General features: G+C 72.4%; 14 protein-coding genes and 2 riboswitches. Of the genes, 9 read left to right on the forward strand and 5 right to left on the reverse strand.

Features of this window, described 5'->3' with window-relative positions; all coding sequences use genetic code 11:
- Positions 1-44 precede the first annotated feature (44 nt).
- Positions 45-1,478, reverse strand: coding sequence for a prenyltransferase/squalene oxidase repeat-containing protein (locus AB0C20_RS20020; protein ID WP_357568491.1), 1,434 nt, complete (start codon positions 1,476-1,478; stop codon positions 45-47).
- Positions 1,479-1,582: 104 nt separating this feature from the next.
- Positions 1,583-1,705, reverse strand: a riboswitch (cobalamin riboswitch).
- 42 nt (positions 1,706-1,747) lie between these two features.
- A riboswitch (cobalamin riboswitch) is annotated at positions 1,748-1,887 on the forward strand.
- Between the two features lie 92 nt (positions 1,888-1,979).
- Between AB0C20_RS20020 and AB0C20_RS20025 the strand changes: the two genes are divergently transcribed.
- Genes AB0C20_RS20025 through AB0C20_RS20050 form a run of 6 tightly spaced genes read left to right on the forward strand, consistent with a single transcriptional unit; the run spans position 1,980 to position 9,791 of the window.
- Positions 1,980-4,706: a prenyltransferase/squalene oxidase repeat-containing protein gene (locus AB0C20_RS20025; protein WP_357568492.1), complete on the forward strand. Its 2,727-nt coding sequence runs from the start codon at positions 1,980-1,982 to the stop codon at positions 4,704-4,706.
- Positions 4,703-5,638: an LPXTG cell wall anchor domain-containing protein gene (locus tag AB0C20_RS20030; RefSeq protein ID WP_357568493.1), complete on the forward strand. Its 936-nt coding sequence runs from the start codon at positions 4,703-4,705 to the stop codon at positions 5,636-5,638. The genes AB0C20_RS20025 and AB0C20_RS20030 overlap by 4 nt, the downstream gene beginning before the upstream one ends.
- Positions 5,639-5,642: 4 nt before the next feature.
- Complete coding sequence (locus AB0C20_RS20035; protein WP_357568494.1) at positions 5,643-6,824, forward strand: CbiQ family ECF transporter T component; 1,182 nt, start codon at positions 5,643-5,645, stop codon at positions 6,822-6,824.
- Positions 6,821-8,455, forward strand: coding sequence for an ATP-binding cassette domain-containing protein (locus AB0C20_RS20040; protein ID WP_357189520.1), 1,635 nt, complete (start codon positions 6,821-6,823; stop codon positions 8,453-8,455). Before AB0C20_RS20035 ends, AB0C20_RS20040 begins: the two co-directional genes overlap by 4 nt.
- Positions 8,452-9,264: an ECF transporter S component gene (locus AB0C20_RS20045; protein ID WP_357189522.1), complete on the forward strand. Its 813-nt coding sequence runs from the start codon at positions 8,452-8,454 to the stop codon at positions 9,262-9,264. Before AB0C20_RS20040 ends, AB0C20_RS20045 begins: the two co-directional genes overlap by 4 nt.
- Positions 9,265-9,281: 17 nt before the next feature.
- Positions 9,282-9,791 (forward strand): signal peptidase II, encoded by a 510-nt coding sequence (locus AB0C20_RS20050; RefSeq protein ID WP_357568495.1) that lies wholly within the window; start codon positions 9,282-9,284, stop codon positions 9,789-9,791.
- Here AB0C20_RS20050 and AB0C20_RS20055 read toward each other — a convergent pair.
- The 4 genes from AB0C20_RS20055 to AB0C20_RS20070 are packed head-to-tail and all read right to left on the reverse strand — an operon-like array spanning position 9,780 to position 13,291.
- Positions 9,780-10,394 (reverse strand): LUD domain-containing protein, encoded by a 615-nt coding sequence (locus AB0C20_RS20055; protein WP_357189526.1) that lies wholly within the window; start codon positions 10,392-10,394, stop codon positions 9,780-9,782. The genes AB0C20_RS20050 and AB0C20_RS20055 overlap by 12 nt on opposite strands.
- Positions 10,391-11,836: a LutB/LldF family L-lactate oxidation iron-sulfur protein gene (locus tag AB0C20_RS20060; protein ID WP_357568496.1), complete on the reverse strand. Its 1,446-nt coding sequence runs from the start codon at positions 11,834-11,836 to the stop codon at positions 10,391-10,393. Before AB0C20_RS20060 ends, AB0C20_RS20055 begins: the two co-directional genes overlap by 4 nt.
- Positions 11,833-12,543 carry a (Fe-S)-binding protein gene (locus AB0C20_RS20065; RefSeq protein ID WP_357189530.1) on the reverse strand — a complete coding sequence of 237 codons (711 nt, stop codon included), beginning with the start codon at positions 12,541-12,543 and terminating at the stop codon, positions 11,833-11,835. The genes AB0C20_RS20060 and AB0C20_RS20065 overlap by 4 nt, the downstream gene beginning before the upstream one ends.
- A 28-nt stretch (positions 12,544-12,571) precedes the next feature.
- A complete protein-coding gene (locus tag AB0C20_RS20070; protein WP_357189532.1) occupies positions 12,572-13,291 on the reverse strand; it encodes a GntR family transcriptional regulator in 720 nt (239 codons plus the stop codon).
- Positions 13,292-13,403: 112 nt separating this feature from the next.
- Between AB0C20_RS20070 and AB0C20_RS20075 the strand changes: the two genes are divergently transcribed.
- From AB0C20_RS20075 to AB0C20_RS20085, 3 genes are read left to right on the forward strand one after another with little or no spacing between them, the layout of a single operon-like run.
- Positions 13,404-14,243 (forward strand): fumarylacetoacetate hydrolase family protein, encoded by an 840-nt coding sequence (locus AB0C20_RS20075; RefSeq protein WP_357189534.1) that lies wholly within the window; start codon positions 13,404-13,406, stop codon positions 14,241-14,243.
- A gap of 26 nt (positions 14,244-14,269) precedes the next feature.
- Positions 14,270-15,031, forward strand: a complete 762-nt coding sequence (locus AB0C20_RS20080; RefSeq protein WP_357189536.1) for an SDR family oxidoreductase — start codon at positions 14,270-14,272, stop codon at positions 15,029-15,031.
- A 12-nt stretch (positions 15,032-15,043) separates the two neighbouring features.
- Complete coding sequence (locus AB0C20_RS20085; RefSeq protein WP_357189538.1) at positions 15,044-15,955, forward strand: hypothetical protein; 912 nt, start codon at positions 15,044-15,046, stop codon at positions 15,953-15,955.
- Positions 15,956-16,169: the final 214 nt, after the last annotated feature.

The raw sequence follows: 16,169 nt of genomic DNA on the forward strand, positions 1-16,169 counted from the left end.
CGGCGGGTGAGCCGCCGCCGGCCACGTCAGCGCCCGGACGACAATCAGACCCCGTAGCGCAGGTAGATGGTGTCGCCCACTGTCACTGTCGTGCCACGGGTCGCGGTGGCCGGGGTCCCCCCGTCCCTGGACACCTTCCAGGTGGAGGAGCCGCTGTTGGCCAGGCCGTTGATCGAGGTGATGGTGCCGGTGCCGCTGGTCGGGTTGAGGGCGGTGACGCAGCCGCTGGGGGCGGCTGCGCTGATGGCGGCGTCCAGCACGGTGCCGAGGGTGGTGGTGGCGGCGGTCGGCGTCAGCGTGACCGCGCACGGCTTGATGCTGCCGCTGCCATTGTCAATGATCACGGCGAGCCGGGTGGCGGTGCCGGCGGTGAATCCGCTCGCCGCGACCCAGGTGGGCGCGCCGGCGGTGACCGGGGTCGGGGGAGCGGCGGTGTAGCCCGCGCCGGCCAGGGCCCGCACCGCGTCGATGGAGGCGTACGCCGACGGCGTGGTGTTTGTGGTCAGGTACTTGAAACCGCCGCCGGTCAGCTGCTGGGCCCGCAGGAAGTCGATAGGGGTCTTGCCGGCGGTGGTGGTGAAATCGGAGCCCTGGCTGGGAATGCCGCAGGCGTTGAGCCCGGAGACGGCCCACGCGTTGGAGTCGGTGTTGACACCGAACATCGAGGTGAAGGCGCCCGAGGCGTTGACGAGCTTGCCCTTGAGGAAGTTCTTCGCCTGCACGACGTCGGTGTCGGTGTTGGGGACACCGGCGACGCAGAGGGCGGCCATCGCGGCGCCGGTCATGTCGATGTCGCTGGCGGCGGCGAGTTGGCTGGGGTTGCCCTCGGCCTGGGTGAAGGTCCAGCCGCCGTCGTTGTGCTGGTTGTTGCGGATCCGGGTGACCGACAGGTTGAGGAGCGCCTGCGGTACGCGGGCGGCACCGGCCTGGGTCTTCGCGCCGGCCAGGGCGAGGGTGGCGAATACGGTGCCGTTGAAGTTGGCCGGCGGGCCGTAGTAGCCGGCCGAGCCGGTCTGCCAGTAGGCGATGGTGTCGGCGATCAGGTTGCGGGCGGGGGAGACGCGAGCGGGGTCGATGCCGGCGGCATAGGCGTTCAGGACACCGCGCTCGTAGTCGGTGACGACAGGGGAGGTGCTCGGCCAGGACGCGGCGGAGAGTTGGTTGCGGTACACGGTGCGGGCGTTCTTTGTCGTGTCGCCGGAGGGGTAGACGTCCACCGCCGCGACACCGGCGGGGGCGAACGCGCTGAACACCCACTCGTTCGACAGCCCGCCGCTGGCGTAGCTGCCGTCGACTGCCTGGAGGGTGCGCAGGTAGGCGACGCCGTTGGTCTTGGCGGTGGCGATCTGCGCCGCCGTCGAGGTCGCGGCGGCCGGTGCGGCACCGGTCGCGACAGCGACGACAGTGGCGATCAACGCGGCGGCGGGAACCGTCGCGAGACGTCTCCGGCGACTGCCGGAGGAAAGGCGCGAGGACATCGGGTCTCCTTGGGGGTACGGGGCACGACTGCCTCGACCCGGGGCCCAACGGGAGAGCCGGCGGAGCGGGGCGGGCCGGCCGCAGGACGCGTGGGACGGATACCGCAGGTGCTGCGTCACCACGTGGGTAGTCGGGCTCGGGACGGCCAACCGTCCTCACCGTTGCGCGTCAGCCCCGGATTTCCACCGGGTTCCCCCACGCGATGACGCGGTCACCGTATGGGAGGAAGTCCCTACCGCGCGCTGTTAGGTACATGACACGTTCTCGCGTTGACTGGGTGGTTGCTGCTGTGGTCCGATGACCGCGATCCAGCAGTCAGGGGAAGCCGGTCAAAGTCCGGCGCTGGCCCGCAGCCGTAGGTCCCAATCGGGACGAGTCGGATTACCTGGCTGGATAGAGCACCGCAGCGCCGTCGAGGTACACGGCGCGGAGCCAGATTTCCGGGACTTGTCCTCGGGGTCCGCGTCCGCGCCTGCGCCGCTACCCCTGAGAGAGTCGCCATGTCCCCACTGGTCAGTCGAACGTCGCGGACTCCCGCGCCGTGGTTGGCGCTCGTCGCCGCGGTGCTGCTCGGCGCGTTGGCGCTCGTGGTGCCGACCCGTGCGGCGCTCGCCGATCCGCTGGAGGCGTGCACCCCCACCCAGGGCGCGATCGTGGCGGTCGACTTCGGGGCGTGGGGTGGGCCGCTGCTGCGGGGCTGCGACGCCGCCCCGACCACCGGTCTGGACCTGCTGCACGAGGCGGGCTTCACCACGACCGGCACCGCCCACGACGGGCCCGGGTTCATCTGCCGGATCGGCTCAGCCGCCTTCGACGCCGGCGCCGAACGCCCGACGCCGGCCGACGAGGCGTGCCAGTTGACCCCGCCAGCGACGGCCTACTGGTCCTACTGGATCGCCCCGGCCGGGCAGGACCACTGGACCTACAGTCCACTCGGGGCGATGGCGCAGCGACCGGGGCCGGGCGAGGTCGAGGCGTGGGTCTTCGGCGGCACCGACATCGGCGGCTCCACCGGGGCGCCGAGCTTCACCCCCGCGTCGGTGCGCGCGAGCGGCCCGACCCCGAGCGCGACGGCGACCCCGACGGCGACCCCGACGGGGACACCCGAACCGGCGCGGCCGACGGAAGCCCAGGTCAAGGCCGTCGCGAGCTACCTGGTGGGGCAGTTGACCGATGGCGACCACGTCGACAACTGGGGTGTCGACTACCACCGGACCATCGCCGTCGCCACAGCCCTGGCCGGGACCGGCGGTCAGGCTCAGACCCTGACGAAGGTCGTCGACTACCTCCGGACGCACGTCGACGCCGCGATCTTCCCCAACGGTGACACCGCCGCGCCGCACGCCGGCAACGTCGCCGACCTCGCGCTCCTCGCCACGATCATCGGCGGCGACCCCCGTGCGTTCGGCGGCCGGGATCTGATCGCCACGCTCACCGACCACGTCTGCGCCGCGACCGACATCGCCGCTGGCTGTGCCGCTGCTGGTGACTTCGCCGGATCCGCCGGCCCGATGAGCCACGCGAGCGCGCTGCTCGCGCTCAAGCGGGCCGGCGTCACCCCGCCCGCCGCAACCGTCTCCCGGTTGACAGCGCAGCAGTGTGCGACCGGCGCCTTCGCCGGCGGATGGCTCAGCCCGACCGATGCCTGTGATCCGGACCTCGCCGCCACGGCCCTGGCCGTCCTGGCGCTGCACACACTCGGCGGGCACGACGCGGCGCTGAATTCGGCAAAGGCGTTCCTGTCCGGCGCGCAGGAGCCCGACGGCGGCTACCAGCCGTACGCCGGCGCGGGGGTCACCGACACCTACTCCACCGGGTACGCCGCGCAGGCCCTCGCCGTGCTGGGCCTCGCCGACCGGGCCGCTGCCGCCACCGGCCTGCTGGTCGGCCGGATCACCACCGGCGGTGGGCTCAGCCCCGACCCGAGCAACCCGGACGCCGACCTGGCCGCCACGACCGGTGCCGCGCTCGCGCTGGCCGGCAAGAACCTGGCCAGCCTGGGTGCGCCGCCACCGCCGGCCGGGCCGCGACCCGACCTGGTCAAGGGGGTGTCCTACCTCGTCGCGCCGACCAACCTGATCGACGGCAGGTACTACGAGTCGTTCCCCGGCTTCCCCGACTTCGGGTTGAGCATCGACGGCGCCTACGCCCTGGCCGCCACCGGCGGGGACGACGCCAAGCTGCGGGCGATCGTCGAGTTCCTGCGCGGCGGCGGCGCGGTCGGCGACAGCGGATTCACAGTCGACACGTGGCTCGGCATCGGTACCGACTACGCCGCTGGCGGCGCGATCGGCAAGGTGGCCCTCCTCGCCCAGGTCACCGGGTACGACCCGCGTGCCTTCGGCGGACACGACCTGATCGCCGCGCTCGGTGACGTCACCTGCGCCAAGCTCGACATGCAGGCCGGCTGCGCCGGGGCCGGCAACTACCGGTACGCCACATCGGTGTTCGGGCAGTCGCTCGGCATCATCGCGCAGCGCCGCGCCGGACAGGGCGAGGCCGCCGCCAAGCCGATCGCCTTCCTGAAGGGCCTCCAGCGCGCCGACGGATCGTTCCCCAGCCTCATCCCGGCGGCGGACGCCGACCGGGACGTCGACAGCACCGCGATGGCAGCGATGGCTCTCGCGTCGTCAACCGACGACCCGGCCGCGGTCAGCGCCGTCGACAAGGCGTTGAGCTGGATCGCGTCGACACAGAAGGCACACGGCGGTTTCCCCGGCGCGGCCGGCGACTCCACCAACTCCACAGCGCTCGCGATCCAGGGCCTCACCCTGCGCGGCGACACCTACGCCCGACAGGCCGACAAGGCACTGTCGTTCCTGGCCGGTCAGCAGAACGACGACGGCGGGTTCACCGTCGCCGCCGGGGGGCAGACCGGCTCGGACGTACGCGCGTCCACCCAGGTCGTCGGCGGCGCGACAGGCATCTCGTTCGCCACCCTGACCCGGGACGTGCACGAACTGCCGGGCCCGGACCCGTCCGCCACCCCGACCCCGACGCCCACGCCCACCGCGAGCCCGTCGTCGGCGTCGCCGTCTCCGTCCGTGGCTCCCAGCGTGACCCCCTCGTCGCCCGGCACCGGCGGGCACTCGTCGGGCAACCTGCCCCGTACTGGCTGGTCGATCGTCACGATCACCCTGCTGGCGCTGGTGCTCGTCGTCGCGGGCATCCTGCTGCGGGTCTCCGCACGCCGTCGCGCTGTCGCCGACCAGGGCGGCCTGTCGTGACGGCCCGCAGGTGGCGCCGCTCGACAGTGGCGCTGACGATCGTCGGCGCGCTGGCGGTGACGCCCACGCCGGCGCTGGCCGACCCGCTGCCGATCGGGCAGTGCACCACCTCGTCCGGGGTGATCCTCGCTGTCGACTTCAGCCGCTGGGGTGGGCCGCTCCTGCGGTCCTGCGGCACCACCCCGACCACCGGTTACCAACTGCTCAACCAGGGCGGCTGGCGCACCACCGGAACACAGCACGACGGGCCGGCGTTCATCTGCCGGATCGGCTACGCGGGCCACCAGGGCGGCACCCAGTACCCCACCCCGGCGGACGAGGGGTGTGCCCTCACCCCGCCGGCCAGCGCGTACTGGTCGTACTGGCACGCCGACCCGGGGCAGAACAGCTGGGTCTACAGCCAACTCGGCGCGATGAGCTACAAACCCAAGCCCGGCAGCGTCGACCTGTGGATCTTCGGGGCGACCGACATCGGGGGGACCGAGGGGCGGCCCCGGTTCAGCCCGGACAGCGTCCGAGCCCGCAACAGCAAGCCGACCGGCGCCACCACCTCCCCTCCGGCCCCCGCCGCGCCCACCCCGGCTCAGCCAGGTGGCGAAAACGCACCGGGCGCTGGCAACCCGCCGGCGCCGGGCAACCCCGCAGGCGGCAACCCTCCACCCGCCCTCCCGCCGGCGGGAGCGCCAGCGTCGGTCCCGGTCAGTGGCGCGCCGACGCCGTCGTCCACAGTGGCGACATCCGCGGGTCCGGTGGTGCCGTCCGGATCGCCGAACGCCACCACCGACGGACCCTACATCCTCGACGCGGCACCCACCGCGACTGCTGCCCGCCAGGACACCGGTTCGGCGCTGCCGGCACTGATCACGGTCGGGCTGCTGGCGCTGCTCGCCCTCGCCGGCGGTGTCGTCGGCTGGCGACGCCGCCGCACCTGACCCGATGCGCCCGATCCGTACCGGCCTTGTCCATCGCCTCGCGGTAGCCCGGCTGCCGCGCTCCCTGCACCCGGTGGCCTGGTGGCTGTGGGCGCTCGCGCTGGCCACCGCCGCGAGCCGCACCAGCAACCCCCTCCTCCTGCTGCTCATCTTCGCGGTGCTCGGATTCGTGGTCAGCGCCCGCCGCACTGACGCGCCCTGGGCACGGGCGTTCCGCTACTACCTCTACCTCGCGCTGATCATCATCGCGATCCGGGTGGTGTTCCGGACGGTCTTCGCCTCCGGCATCACCCCCGACGACCACATCCTGTTCCGGCTCCCGCAGCTGCCCACGCCCGAGTGGTACGCGGGAATCCAGATCGGCGGTCCGGTCTCCCTGGAGGCGACACTGTCCGCCGCCGTCGACGGGCTCCGGCTGGCCTGCCTGCTGTGCTGCATCGGCGCCGCCAACAGCCTCGCCAACCCCAAACGTGCCCTGCGGGTCCTCCCCGGCGCGCTGTACGAACTCGGTGTCGCCGTCACCGTCTCGCTGAGCGTCGCACCGCAACTCGTGGAGAGCGTCCAACGGGTCGCCCGTGCCCGCCGGCTGCGTGCCGGACGGGCCAGGGGCCTCGGTGCCGTGCGGGCCATCGTGATGCCGGTCCTGCACGACGCGTTGGACCGGTCGCTGCGGCTGGCCGCCGCCATGGACTCCCGCGGTTACGGCCGGGTCGGCACCGCCACGCCTGGCTCGCGGCGGCTCACCGGTGTCCTCATGCTCACCGGCATGGCCGGCCTGTGCGTCGGCGTGTACGGCCTGCTCGACCCGCGCGTGCCCCGCCCGGTCGGGCTCGGCGGCCTCGGCGGTGGTGTGCTGCTCTGCGTCGCCGGGATGGCGCTCGGTGGGCGTCGGGTCTCCCGCAGCCGCTACCGGCCCGACCCGTGGCAGTGGCCGGAGTGGACGGTCGCCGGCTGCGGCGTCGTCACGGCCGTCGTGCTCGGTGCCGGCACCGGCTACGACCCCGCCGCGCTCAACCCGAGCCTCTACCCGCTGCACTGGCCCACCCTGCCCGCGCTACCGGCCGCCGCGATCCTCGTCGCCGCCATCGCGGCGATCGCCGCACCGACACCGCCACGCCCGCACCGACCGCAGCCCGCCGCCGCCGCGCGAGGCCGCGCCGCCGACACCGCAGGAGCACCGTCATGATCCGCTTCGAGCGCGTCAGCATCACGTACGACGGCGCGCCCCGCCCCACAGTCCGCGACGTCGACCTCGACATCGACGAGGGGGAGCTGTGCCTTGTCGTCGGCCACACCGGCGCGGGGAAGTCGACACTGCTCGCCGCGATCAACGGGCTCGTCCCGCACTTCAGCGGTGGCACCCTCCAGGGCAGCGTGCGCGTCGCCGGCCGGGACACCGCCCACCATCCACCCCGGGAGTTCGCCGACCTGGTCGGCGTTGTCGGGCAGGACCCGGTAGCCGGGTTCGTCACCGACACCGTCGAGGAGGAGCTGGCGTACGGGATGGAGCAGCTCGCGCTCGACCCGGCGGTGATGCGGACCCGGGTGGAGGAGACCCTCGACCTGCTCGGCCTCGTCGACCTGCGCCACCGTGGTCTGCACGAACTCTCCGGCGGTCAGCAGCAACGGGTGGCGATCGGCGCGGCGCTGACCGCCCACCCACGGGTGCTCGTCCTCGACGAACCCACCTCCGCGCTCGACCCGACCGGGGCCGACGACGTCCTCGCCACCATCACCCGGTTGGTCCACGACCTCGGTGTCACGGTCGTGCTGGCCGAGCACCGCCTGGAACGGGTCCTGCCGTACGCCGACCGGCTCATCCACGTCGCCCGCGACGGCAGTGTCCGCCACGGTGACCCGGCCACGCTCGTCGCCGGCACCACAGTCGCGCCGCCGGTCGTCGCACTCGGGCGCCTGGCCGGCTGGTCACCGCTGCCGCTGTCGGTACGCGACGCCCGCCGGCACGCCACCACACTGCGCGACCGGCTACCCGCCACGCCACCGCAGCCACACCGCCACTCCCACGCCGACGCCCGGAACGCGCTCACCGCCACCGGTGTGATCGTCCGGCACGGGTCGGTCGTCGCCGTCCGTGGAGTCGACCTGACCCTGGTACGCGGTGAGATCACCGCGCTGATGGGGCGCAACGGTTCCGGCAAGTCGTCACTGCTCTGGGCTTTGCAGGGCTCGGGTCGCCGGGACGGTGGCGCCGTCGTCGTGCCCGACCCGACACACGGCGACCTCGACCCGGGTCGGGTGGGTGCCAGCGAGGCCCGCCGACTCGTCGGCCTCGTTCCGCAGACCGCGACCGACCTGCTGTACCTCGACACCGTCGACGCCGAACTCGACCAGGCCGACCGCGACGGCGCCGAACCGGGCAGCGCGCGACGGCTCCTCGACGGCATCGCGGCCGGCATCGACGGCGACAGCCACCCCCGGGATCTGTCCGCCGGGCAGCAACTCGCCCTGGTCCTGGCCATCCAACTCGCCGTCACCCCCGGGGTGTTGCTCCTCGACGAGCCCACCCGTGGACTGGACTACCAGGCCAAGGCCGCGCTGACCCGCACTCTCGACGACCTCGCCGCGCAGGGCCGCGCCGTCGTGGTGGCCACCCACGACGTCGAGTTCGCCACCGCCACCGCCGACCGGGTGGTGGTGATGGCCGACGGTGAGATCGTCGCCGCCGGATCCGTCCCGGCGGTCCTCACCGCGTCGCCGACGTTCGCCCCGCAGGTCGCGAAGATCCTCGCACCGCTGCCGTACCTGACTGTCGGGCAGGTCGCCGCCGCCCTCGACGCTCCGGCGGTGCCCGCATGACGACACTGAACGTCGCGGTCCGGGTGCCCGCCCGCGCCGTGCTCGCGATCACCATGGCGTCGTTCCTCGGTTTCGTGGCGTTCCTGTGGCCGTTCGTCGTCGCGCCGGGAACCTTCGGCTCCACCCAGACCCCTCCGCTGATGTTCGGGGTGCTGCTGCTCCTCGTCCTCGCCGTCATCTTCGCCGAGATCGCCGACGGCAGGATCGACGCCAAGGCGCTCGCCATGCTGGGTGTGCTGTCAGCGATCAACGCGGCCCTGCGACCACTCGGCGCCGGCACGGCGGGCATCGAGACGGTCTTCTTCGTCCTCGTGCTCGCCGGTCGGGTCTTCGGGCCCGGCTTCGGCTTCGCGCTGGGCTGCACCTCGCTGTTCGCCTCCGCCCTGCTCACCGGGGGAGTGGGACCGTGGATGCCGTACCAGATGTTCGGCTGCGCCTGGGTCGGCATGTTCGCCGGCCTGCTGCCCCGGGCCCGGGGACGGGCCGAGATCGTCCTGCTCGCCGCCTACGCGGCGGTGAGCGGATACTTCTTCGGCTTCATGCTGAACCTGTCCTTCTGGCCGTTCTCGCTCGACCCGACCAGTTCGATCGCCTACCAGCCCGGCCTGCCGGCCCTGGAGCAACTCCACAGGTACCTGACCTTCTTCACAGTCACCTCGCTGGGCTGGGACACCGGGCGGGCGGTCACCACAGCAGTCCTCGTCACACTCGCCGGGCCGGCGGTGCTCGGCGCATTTCGGCGTGCGGCCAGGCGGGCTCGTTTCCGGGCTGCCCCGACGTTCACCATCGGTGGTGACGGTCACCGCTGACCGGCTAGGGTTCGCTGATGTTCCGCGCCGTCGTTTTGATCGCTGCTGTGGTGCTCGCCGCGGATCAGCTCACCAAGTACTGGGCCGAGTCCGCGCTCTCCGGCGGGCAGACCATCACCATCCTCGGTGACCTGCTGCAACTGCGACTCCTGTACAACCCGGGCGCCGCCTTCTCGATCGGCTCCGCGTACACCTGGATCTTCGCGGTGTTCGCGGCGGCGGCGGTGGTCGCGGTGACTGTCGTCGCGTGGCGGGTCACGTCGCGCGCCTGGGGGGTGGCGTTGGGCCTGGTGCTCGGCGGCGCGACCACGCACCTGCTGGACCGCCTCTTCCGGGAGCCGGGGTTCGCTCGCGGGCACGTGGTGGACTTCATCGACTACGCCGGGTTCTTCGTCGGCAACGTCGCCGACATCGCCCTGGTGGTCGGCGTGGGCATCGTCATGCTGCTCAACGTGCGCGGCATTCCGCTGCGCGTGACGGCGGGCGAGAGCCGCAGCGACGAGCAGGTGCCGTCGTCAGGCTCCTGAGCCGCCCGCTGGGCCGATCAGGACGACCTCCAGCCGGCGTGGGCCGTGCACTCCCTCGACACGGTTGAGCTCGATGTCACTGGTCGCGGACGGGCCGGAGATCAAGGTCAGCGGGGCGCGCGGGTCCAGTCGGGTCAGCGCCTCCGGCAGCAGACCGACGACCTGGTCGGTGCGCACGACGCAGATGTGCCGGTCGGGCACCAGGGTGAGCGCGCGCCGCCCCTGCGCCGGGCCGGCGTCCAGGATGATGGTGCCGGTGTCGGCGACCACGACGGCGCAGCCGGTCAGGACCGCGTCCAGGTCGTCGAGCGCGGCCGGTGACAGCGGCGGCGCGTCGCGGTGCAGCTCTCCGGCGTAGCCGGCCAGCCAGTCGGCGGGGACGTCGGTGGGGACGGCGAGCCGGTCGACCCCACCGAGCAGTCGGGGTAGGGCGTCGATGCCACTGTGGACGACGGCCCGGTAGTCCTCCAGGCGATCGACCAGGGTCCCGATCACGTCGGAGCGGTCGTCGGCCCGGCGGTACCCGCGGGGCACCTGCACCGGCGGCGGGCTGTCGGCCAGCGCCGTCCGGAGCCGCGCCAGGATCTCGTCACGTGCGCTCACTGCTTACCCCACCATTCCCGGAAGGTCTGCGGCGCGGGCAGCGGCAGGTCGCGCGACCGGGTCCACGCCGAGGCGGGCCAGGGCAGTCGCCGCAGCGTCCGAGCGCCGGTGCGCCGCTCACGGTACGCCCCGAGCGGCCCCGCGCCGGCCCGGGCCAGGCGCAGGGCGGCAGCCCAACGTCGGGGGCTGCGCATCACCCAGGACAGGACGCGCATGGTGGCCCGTTCGACGGGTGGGTGCGGTGCCTGCTGGCGGAGGTGAACCAGGATCTCCGGAATGTTGATCTTCACGGGACAGACGTCGTAGCAGGCGCCGCAGAGGGTCGACGCGTACGGCAGCGAGGCGTTGTCGGCCACGCCGGTCAGCTGCGGCGACAGGATCGCCCCGATCGGCCCCGGGTACACCGAGCCGTACGCGTGCCCGCCGGCCCGCTCGTACACCGGGCAGACGTTCAGGCACGCGGAGCAGCGGATGCACGACAACGCGGGCCGCCCGACCGGGTCGGCGAGCACCGCGGACCGGCCATTGTCGACGAGCACGATGTGCACGTCCTGCGGGCCGTCGCCGGGGGTGACGCCGGTCCACATCGAGGTGTACGGGTTCATCCGCTCGCCGGTCGAGGATCGCGGCAGCAGTTGCAGGAAGACCTCCAGGTCGCTGAAGGTCGGCAGCAGCTTCTCGACGCCGACGACGCTGATCAGCGTCTCGGGGAGGGTGAGGCACATGCGGCCGTTGCCCTCGGACTCCACCACCACGAGCGTGCCGGTGTCGGCGACGGCGAAGTTGGCGCCGGAGACGGCGACCCGGGCCGAGAGGAAACGCCGTCGCAGGTGGGCGCGGGCCGCCTCGGCCAGCGCGGCCGGTTCGTCGCTCAGGTCGGCCGGCGCGTCGGCCATGCGACGCTGGAAGATCTCCCGGATCTGGGCCCGGTTGTAGTGGATGGCCGGCACCAGGATGTGCGAGGGGGTGTCGTCGCCGAGCTGCACGATCAGTTCCGCCAGGTCGGTCTCGTACGCGGCGATCCCGGCGGCCTCCAGCGCCTCGTTGAGTTCGATCTCCTGGGTCGCCATCGACTTGACCTTCACGACCTCGTCGGCCCCGGTGGCCCGGGTCAAGGCGACGACGATCCGGCACGCCTCGGCAGCGTCGCGGGCCCAGTGCACTGTGGCGCCGGCAGCGGTGGCGGACGCCTCGAACTGCTCGAGCAGCTCCGGCAGGCGACGTTGGACGTCCGCCTTGATCGCCGAGCCGGCGTCGCGCAGGGCCTCCCAGTCCGTTACCTCGTCGACGACCCGTGCTCGCTTGGCCCGGATGGTGCGGGTGGCCCGGTGCAGGTTGGCCCGGAGTTGCGTGTCGGCGACGGCCGGCTTGGCGGCGGTGGGAAACGGCAGCGGCGTGCGGATCCGCCCGCCCCCGGTGGCGGGTGCGACCGGTGGGTTCATGAGGTGGCTCCCGTCTCGGCGAGAATCTCGGCGTAGTGCACGGCCCGTACGCCCGAGCGGTGGCGGTCGAGGCCGCCGCCGATGTGCGCCAGGCAGGAGTTGTCGGCCGCGGCGAGCACCAGCGCGCCGGTGTCGCGGACCCGGGCGCACTTGTCGGTGAGCATCGCGGTGGAGACGTCCGGGTTCTTCAGGGCGAAGGTGCCGCCGAAACCACAGCACTCCTCGGCGTCGCCCAGCTCGACCAGCTTGATCCCGCGCACCTCGCGCAGCAGGGTCAGCGGCCGGTCGCCGAGGCGCAACATGCGCAGGCCGTGGCAGGTCGGGTGGTAGGTGACCGTCTCCGGGAACTCGGCGCCGACGTCGGTGACGCCGAGAACGTCGACGAGCAGCTCGGACAGCTCGTACGTGCGGGCGGCCACCGAGGTGGCGGGCGGGTGCAGACGCGGGTACTGATCGCGGATCATCGCGGTGCACGACCCGGACGGCGCGACGATGGCGTCGTAGGAGTCGAAGATGTCGACGTAGTTGCGCACCATGGGCATGGCCTCGGCCCGGTAACCCGTGTTGGCGTGCATCTGCCCGCAGCAGGTCTGGTCGGTGGGGAAGTCGACGGTGTGGCCGAGCCGCCGCAGGATGCGGGTGACAGCGATGCCGGTGGCCGGGAACGCGAGGTCGTTGACGCAGGTGATGAAGAGGGCGATCCGCATGGCGGCTCCTCGGAGGTGTGGGGGTGGGTCACGCCGAGTCGCGCGGTGTTCCGGGGGTGGGGAGCTGGTCGAAGGCGGGCAGGTGACGCTCCCGGGCGGCGCTGAGGTGGGCGCGCATCGCCTCGGTGGCGGCTGCCGCGTCGCCGGCGACGATGGCGGCGGCGATGCGCTGGTGCTCGGTGTTGGTGTCCGGCGCGCCGGCGACCGGGAAGTACAGCCGGTGCAGGTGCAGGTGTGAGTGCAGCCGCGTGATGGTGTCCCGCAGCAGGGGGCTGCCGGAGACCTCGGCGATCAGGTCGTGGAACTTCGCGTCCAGCGCGGTGAAGGCGGCGTGTCGGCGATAGCCGTCGCCGGCCTCCACGTCGATGCTCGCCGCCGCCTCGACGCTGATCCGTTGGCGGGCTTCGGCGGAGGCGTGCGTGGCGGCCCGCCCGGCGGTGGCGCCCTCCAGCAGGTGGCGGACGTCGAACAGGTCGTCGAACTCGGCACGGCTCAGCAGCGGCGTGGTGGTGTAGCCGGAGAGCGGGCGTTTACGGACCAGACCGTCGGCCTCCAGCCGGGCGAGGGCCTCGCGGACCGGGGTGGGGGAGACGTCCAGTTCCCGTGCCAGCGCGTCGATGTTGACCCGCTCGCCGGGGGGAAGGATGTGGTCCATGACCAGCGTCTTTATCGACTCGTAGACGTCCTCGGTGAGGGTGAGTCGTCGGGCGGGACGGAGTCGACCCTCGCGAGGGTCCTGCTGGGTCATCTCGTCTCCTCAGCCACCCCTTGACTGTGCCGTTGTGAGCGAGTACACACTAGCAAGGCAACATCCTATAGGAAATAGGGGCTTTGCGCCCTATGCACTGGAGGTCGGGTTCGTGAGATTCATGCGCGTCGGGCCGGTGGGGCGGGAGCGTCCCGTGCTGTACGTCGACGGGCGGCACTTCGACCTCTCGTCGCTCACCCCCGACATCGACGGCGAGTTCCTCGCCGGCGACGGCGTCCGGCGGGTTCGCGAGGCCACCGACCTGCCCGAGATCGACATCACCGGTCAGCGGGTCGGCGCACCGATCGCCAGACCCGGGGTGGTGCTCTGCGTGGGGCAGAACTACGCCGCGCACGCCGCCGAGTCGGGGGCCGAGCCACCGACCGACCCGATCATCTTCTACAAGGCGCCCAACACCGTCGTCGGCCCCTACGACGAGGTCCTGATCCCGCGCGGATCGACGAAGACCGACTGGGAGGTGGAGTTGGCGGTGGTGATCGGCCGGACGGCCCGCTACCTCGCCTCACCGGCCGACGCCCTCGGGCACGTCGCCGGGTACGTGCTGTCCAACGACGTCTCCGAGCGGGACTTCCAACTCGCGGTCTCCGGCGGCCAGTGGTCGAAGGGCAAGTCCTGCGAGACGTTCCAACCGCTCGGCCCCTGGCTGGTCACCGCCGACGAGATCGCCGACCCGCAGGCGCTGCGGTTGCGGTCCTGGGTCAACGGCGAGCCCCGCCAGGACTCCAGCACCAAGGACATGATCTTCGACGTGGCGTACTTGGTCTGGCACCTGTCCCAGTACACAGTCCTGGACGCGGGCGACGTCATCAACACGGGCACCCCGCAGGGAGTGGCACTTTCCGGCCGCTTCCCGTACCTGTCCGTCGGCGATGTGATGGAGGTCGAGATCGACGGCCTCGGTCGGCAGCGCAACACGCTCCGGGACGCCTGATGCGGTGTGACGGTCTCGTGGCGGTGGTGACCGGAGGTGGATCGGGGATCGGTCTCGCCTGCGTACGGGCGTTCACCGCCGCCGGCGCCCGGGTGGGTGTCCTGGACCTGGAGCTGTCCGGCCTGCCGGAGGATCCCGGCGTACTCGGCGTCCGAGCGGACGTGGCAGACCGGTCCTCCCTCAGCGCGGCCGTCGCCTCGGTCGCGGCAGCGTTCGGCGGCATCGACATCCTGGTGAACAACGCCGCCATCTCGGCAGTGGGCACTGTGGAGGAGGACGACGACGAGCAGTGGAGCCGGGTACTCGACGTCAACGTCTCCGGCGTGGCCCGAACCAGCGCCGTCGCCCTGCCGTACCTGCGCCGTTCGTCGTCCGCGGCGGTCGTCAACATCTCCTCGATCGCGGCGACCGTCGGCCTGCCCCGACGCGCCCTGTACTCGGCGTCGAAGGGTGCCGTGCACGCCCTCACCCTCGCCATGGCCGCCGACCTGGTGACGGAGGGCGTCCGGGTCAACTGTGTCGCCCCCGGCACCGTCGACACGCCGTGGGTGGCTCGCCTTCTCGCCGGCGCGGCCGACCCGACGGCCGAGAAACGGCAGTTGGCCGCCCGCCAGCCGACCGGCCGACTGGTGACAGCCGACGAGGTGGCCGCCGCCGTCGTCTACCTCGCCTCGCCCGTGACCAGGTCGGTGACCGGTACCTCGTTGGCCGTCGACGGCGGCATGTCCGGCCTGCGCCTGCCCGCCCCGGTGCCGCCCGCGGCCGGTACTGCCGAACCGGGCGCGTGACATGATTGCGGCATGGGGAAACAGCAGGACGTCGGCGCGGCCGACCGACACAGCCAGTCCGGCACCACCGCCCACCGTCCGATCGGTGGCAGCGCTGACGCTCGGCTCGCCCTCGCCCAAGACCCCACAACGCCACAAATGACCCTTATCGACCTGGCGTCCGACCCATCGGAGCTGGTCCGCAAAGCGGTCGCCTCACGGGCCGACGCACCAGCGCAGGCCCTGCGACCGCTCACCCGTGACCATGATCGTCAGGTCCGGGAGGCCGTCGCGCGGAACCCCTCCACCTCGATCGCCAACCTCATGCGCCTGGTCAAGGACGCCGACCGGTGGGTCCGCTGGGCAGTCGCCGGCAACCCGGCCTGTGACGAGTCGATCCGCCAGGTCATGTCGCAGACCTCGGACAAGGAGCTTCGCGGTCTCCTCGCGGAGAGTCGTGAGCTGGAGCCCGAGCTGGCCGCCAAGCTGATCAACGACGTGTCACCCGAGGTACGGGAACGACTCGCCACGCACACCCACGACCCCGACGTGATCACCGCCCTGCTGGCCGATCGCACCGCACGCGTACGCAAGGGGGCTGCCCGCAACCCGCGGACCAGCGCCGAGCAGCGCAGCGCGCTCGCCGCGGACCCGGTGGTCGACGTCCGTGCCGCGCTGGTGCGGGCCGTCGAGCTGAGCGAGGCGGACCTGGCCCGCCTGGTCGACGACCGCGCGGTGCAGGTCCGACTGGCGATGGCGACGTCCGAGTTCGTTCCGTCGCACATCCGGCAGGCGCTCGCTCGTGACGCCGACGAGATGGTGGCCAGCGCGGCACGGGACTACCGCCCCGGCGCCGGCAACGCCTCCGCCGTGCGAGCGCCCCGCATCGCGCACCGGCCCTCCGCCACCGGTGCGGGTCGATCGGGTGGCGGCACGGCCCAGTAGGACCACGCTCGCGCCTCACCGGTCCGCCGGGAGGCGGATGCGCCCGCGAGCGTGATGACTCACCGGCATAAAGATGCCTGTGAGTCATCACGCTGGTCGGGGCGTCCGCCCTATGACGACGACCGTACGGGTTGGTGAGGCCAGCTGCCGCCGGTGGCCGTCGGATCAGTACGGCCGCCACTCACCAACTCGATCAGACCCGAGTGATGAGTTG

The sequence above is a fragment of the Micromonospora sp. NPDC048843 genome, from assembly GCF_040649965.1.
GTDB classification, from domain to species: Bacteria; Actinomycetota; Actinomycetes; order Mycobacteriales; family Micromonosporaceae; genus Micromonospora; species Micromonospora hortensis.

Excerpts from the sequence above, each read along its gene's own strand:
- AB0C20_RS20020 (WP_357568491.1), bottom strand. The coding sequence starts at position 1,478 with ATGTCCTCGCGCCTTTCCTCCGGCAGTCGCCGGAGACGTCTCGCGACG.
- AB0C20_RS20025 (WP_357568492.1), top strand. The coding sequence starts at position 1,980 with ATGTCCCCACTGGTCAGTCGAACGTCGCGGACTCCCGCGCCGTGGTTG.
- AB0C20_RS20035 (WP_357568494.1), top strand. The coding sequence starts at position 5,643 with ATGCGCCCGATCCGTACCGGCCTTGTCCATCGCCTCGCGGTAGCCCGG.
- AB0C20_RS20040 (WP_357189520.1), top strand. The coding sequence starts at position 6,821 with ATGATCCGCTTCGAGCGCGTCAGCATCACGTACGACGGCGCGCCCCGC.
- AB0C20_RS20045 (WP_357189522.1), top strand. The coding sequence starts at position 8,452 with ATGACGACACTGAACGTCGCGGTCCGGGTGCCCGCCCGCGCCGTGCTC.
- AB0C20_RS20050 (WP_357568495.1), top strand. The coding sequence starts at position 9,282 with ATGTTCCGCGCCGTCGTTTTGATCGCTGCTGTGGTGCTCGCCGCGGAT.
- AB0C20_RS20060 (WP_357568496.1), bottom strand. The coding sequence starts at position 11,836 with ATGAACCCACCGGTCGCACCCGCCACCGGGGGCGGGCGGATCCGCACG.
- AB0C20_RS20065 (WP_357189530.1), bottom strand. The coding sequence starts at position 12,543 with ATGCGGATCGCCCTCTTCATCACCTGCGTCAACGACCTCGCGTTCCCG.
- AB0C20_RS20070 (WP_357189532.1), bottom strand. The coding sequence starts at position 13,291 with ATGACCCAGCAGGACCCTCGCGAGGGTCGACTCCGTCCCGCCCGACGA.
- AB0C20_RS20085 (WP_357189538.1), top strand. The coding sequence starts at position 15,044 with ATGGGGAAACAGCAGGACGTCGGCGCGGCCGACCGACACAGCCAGTCC.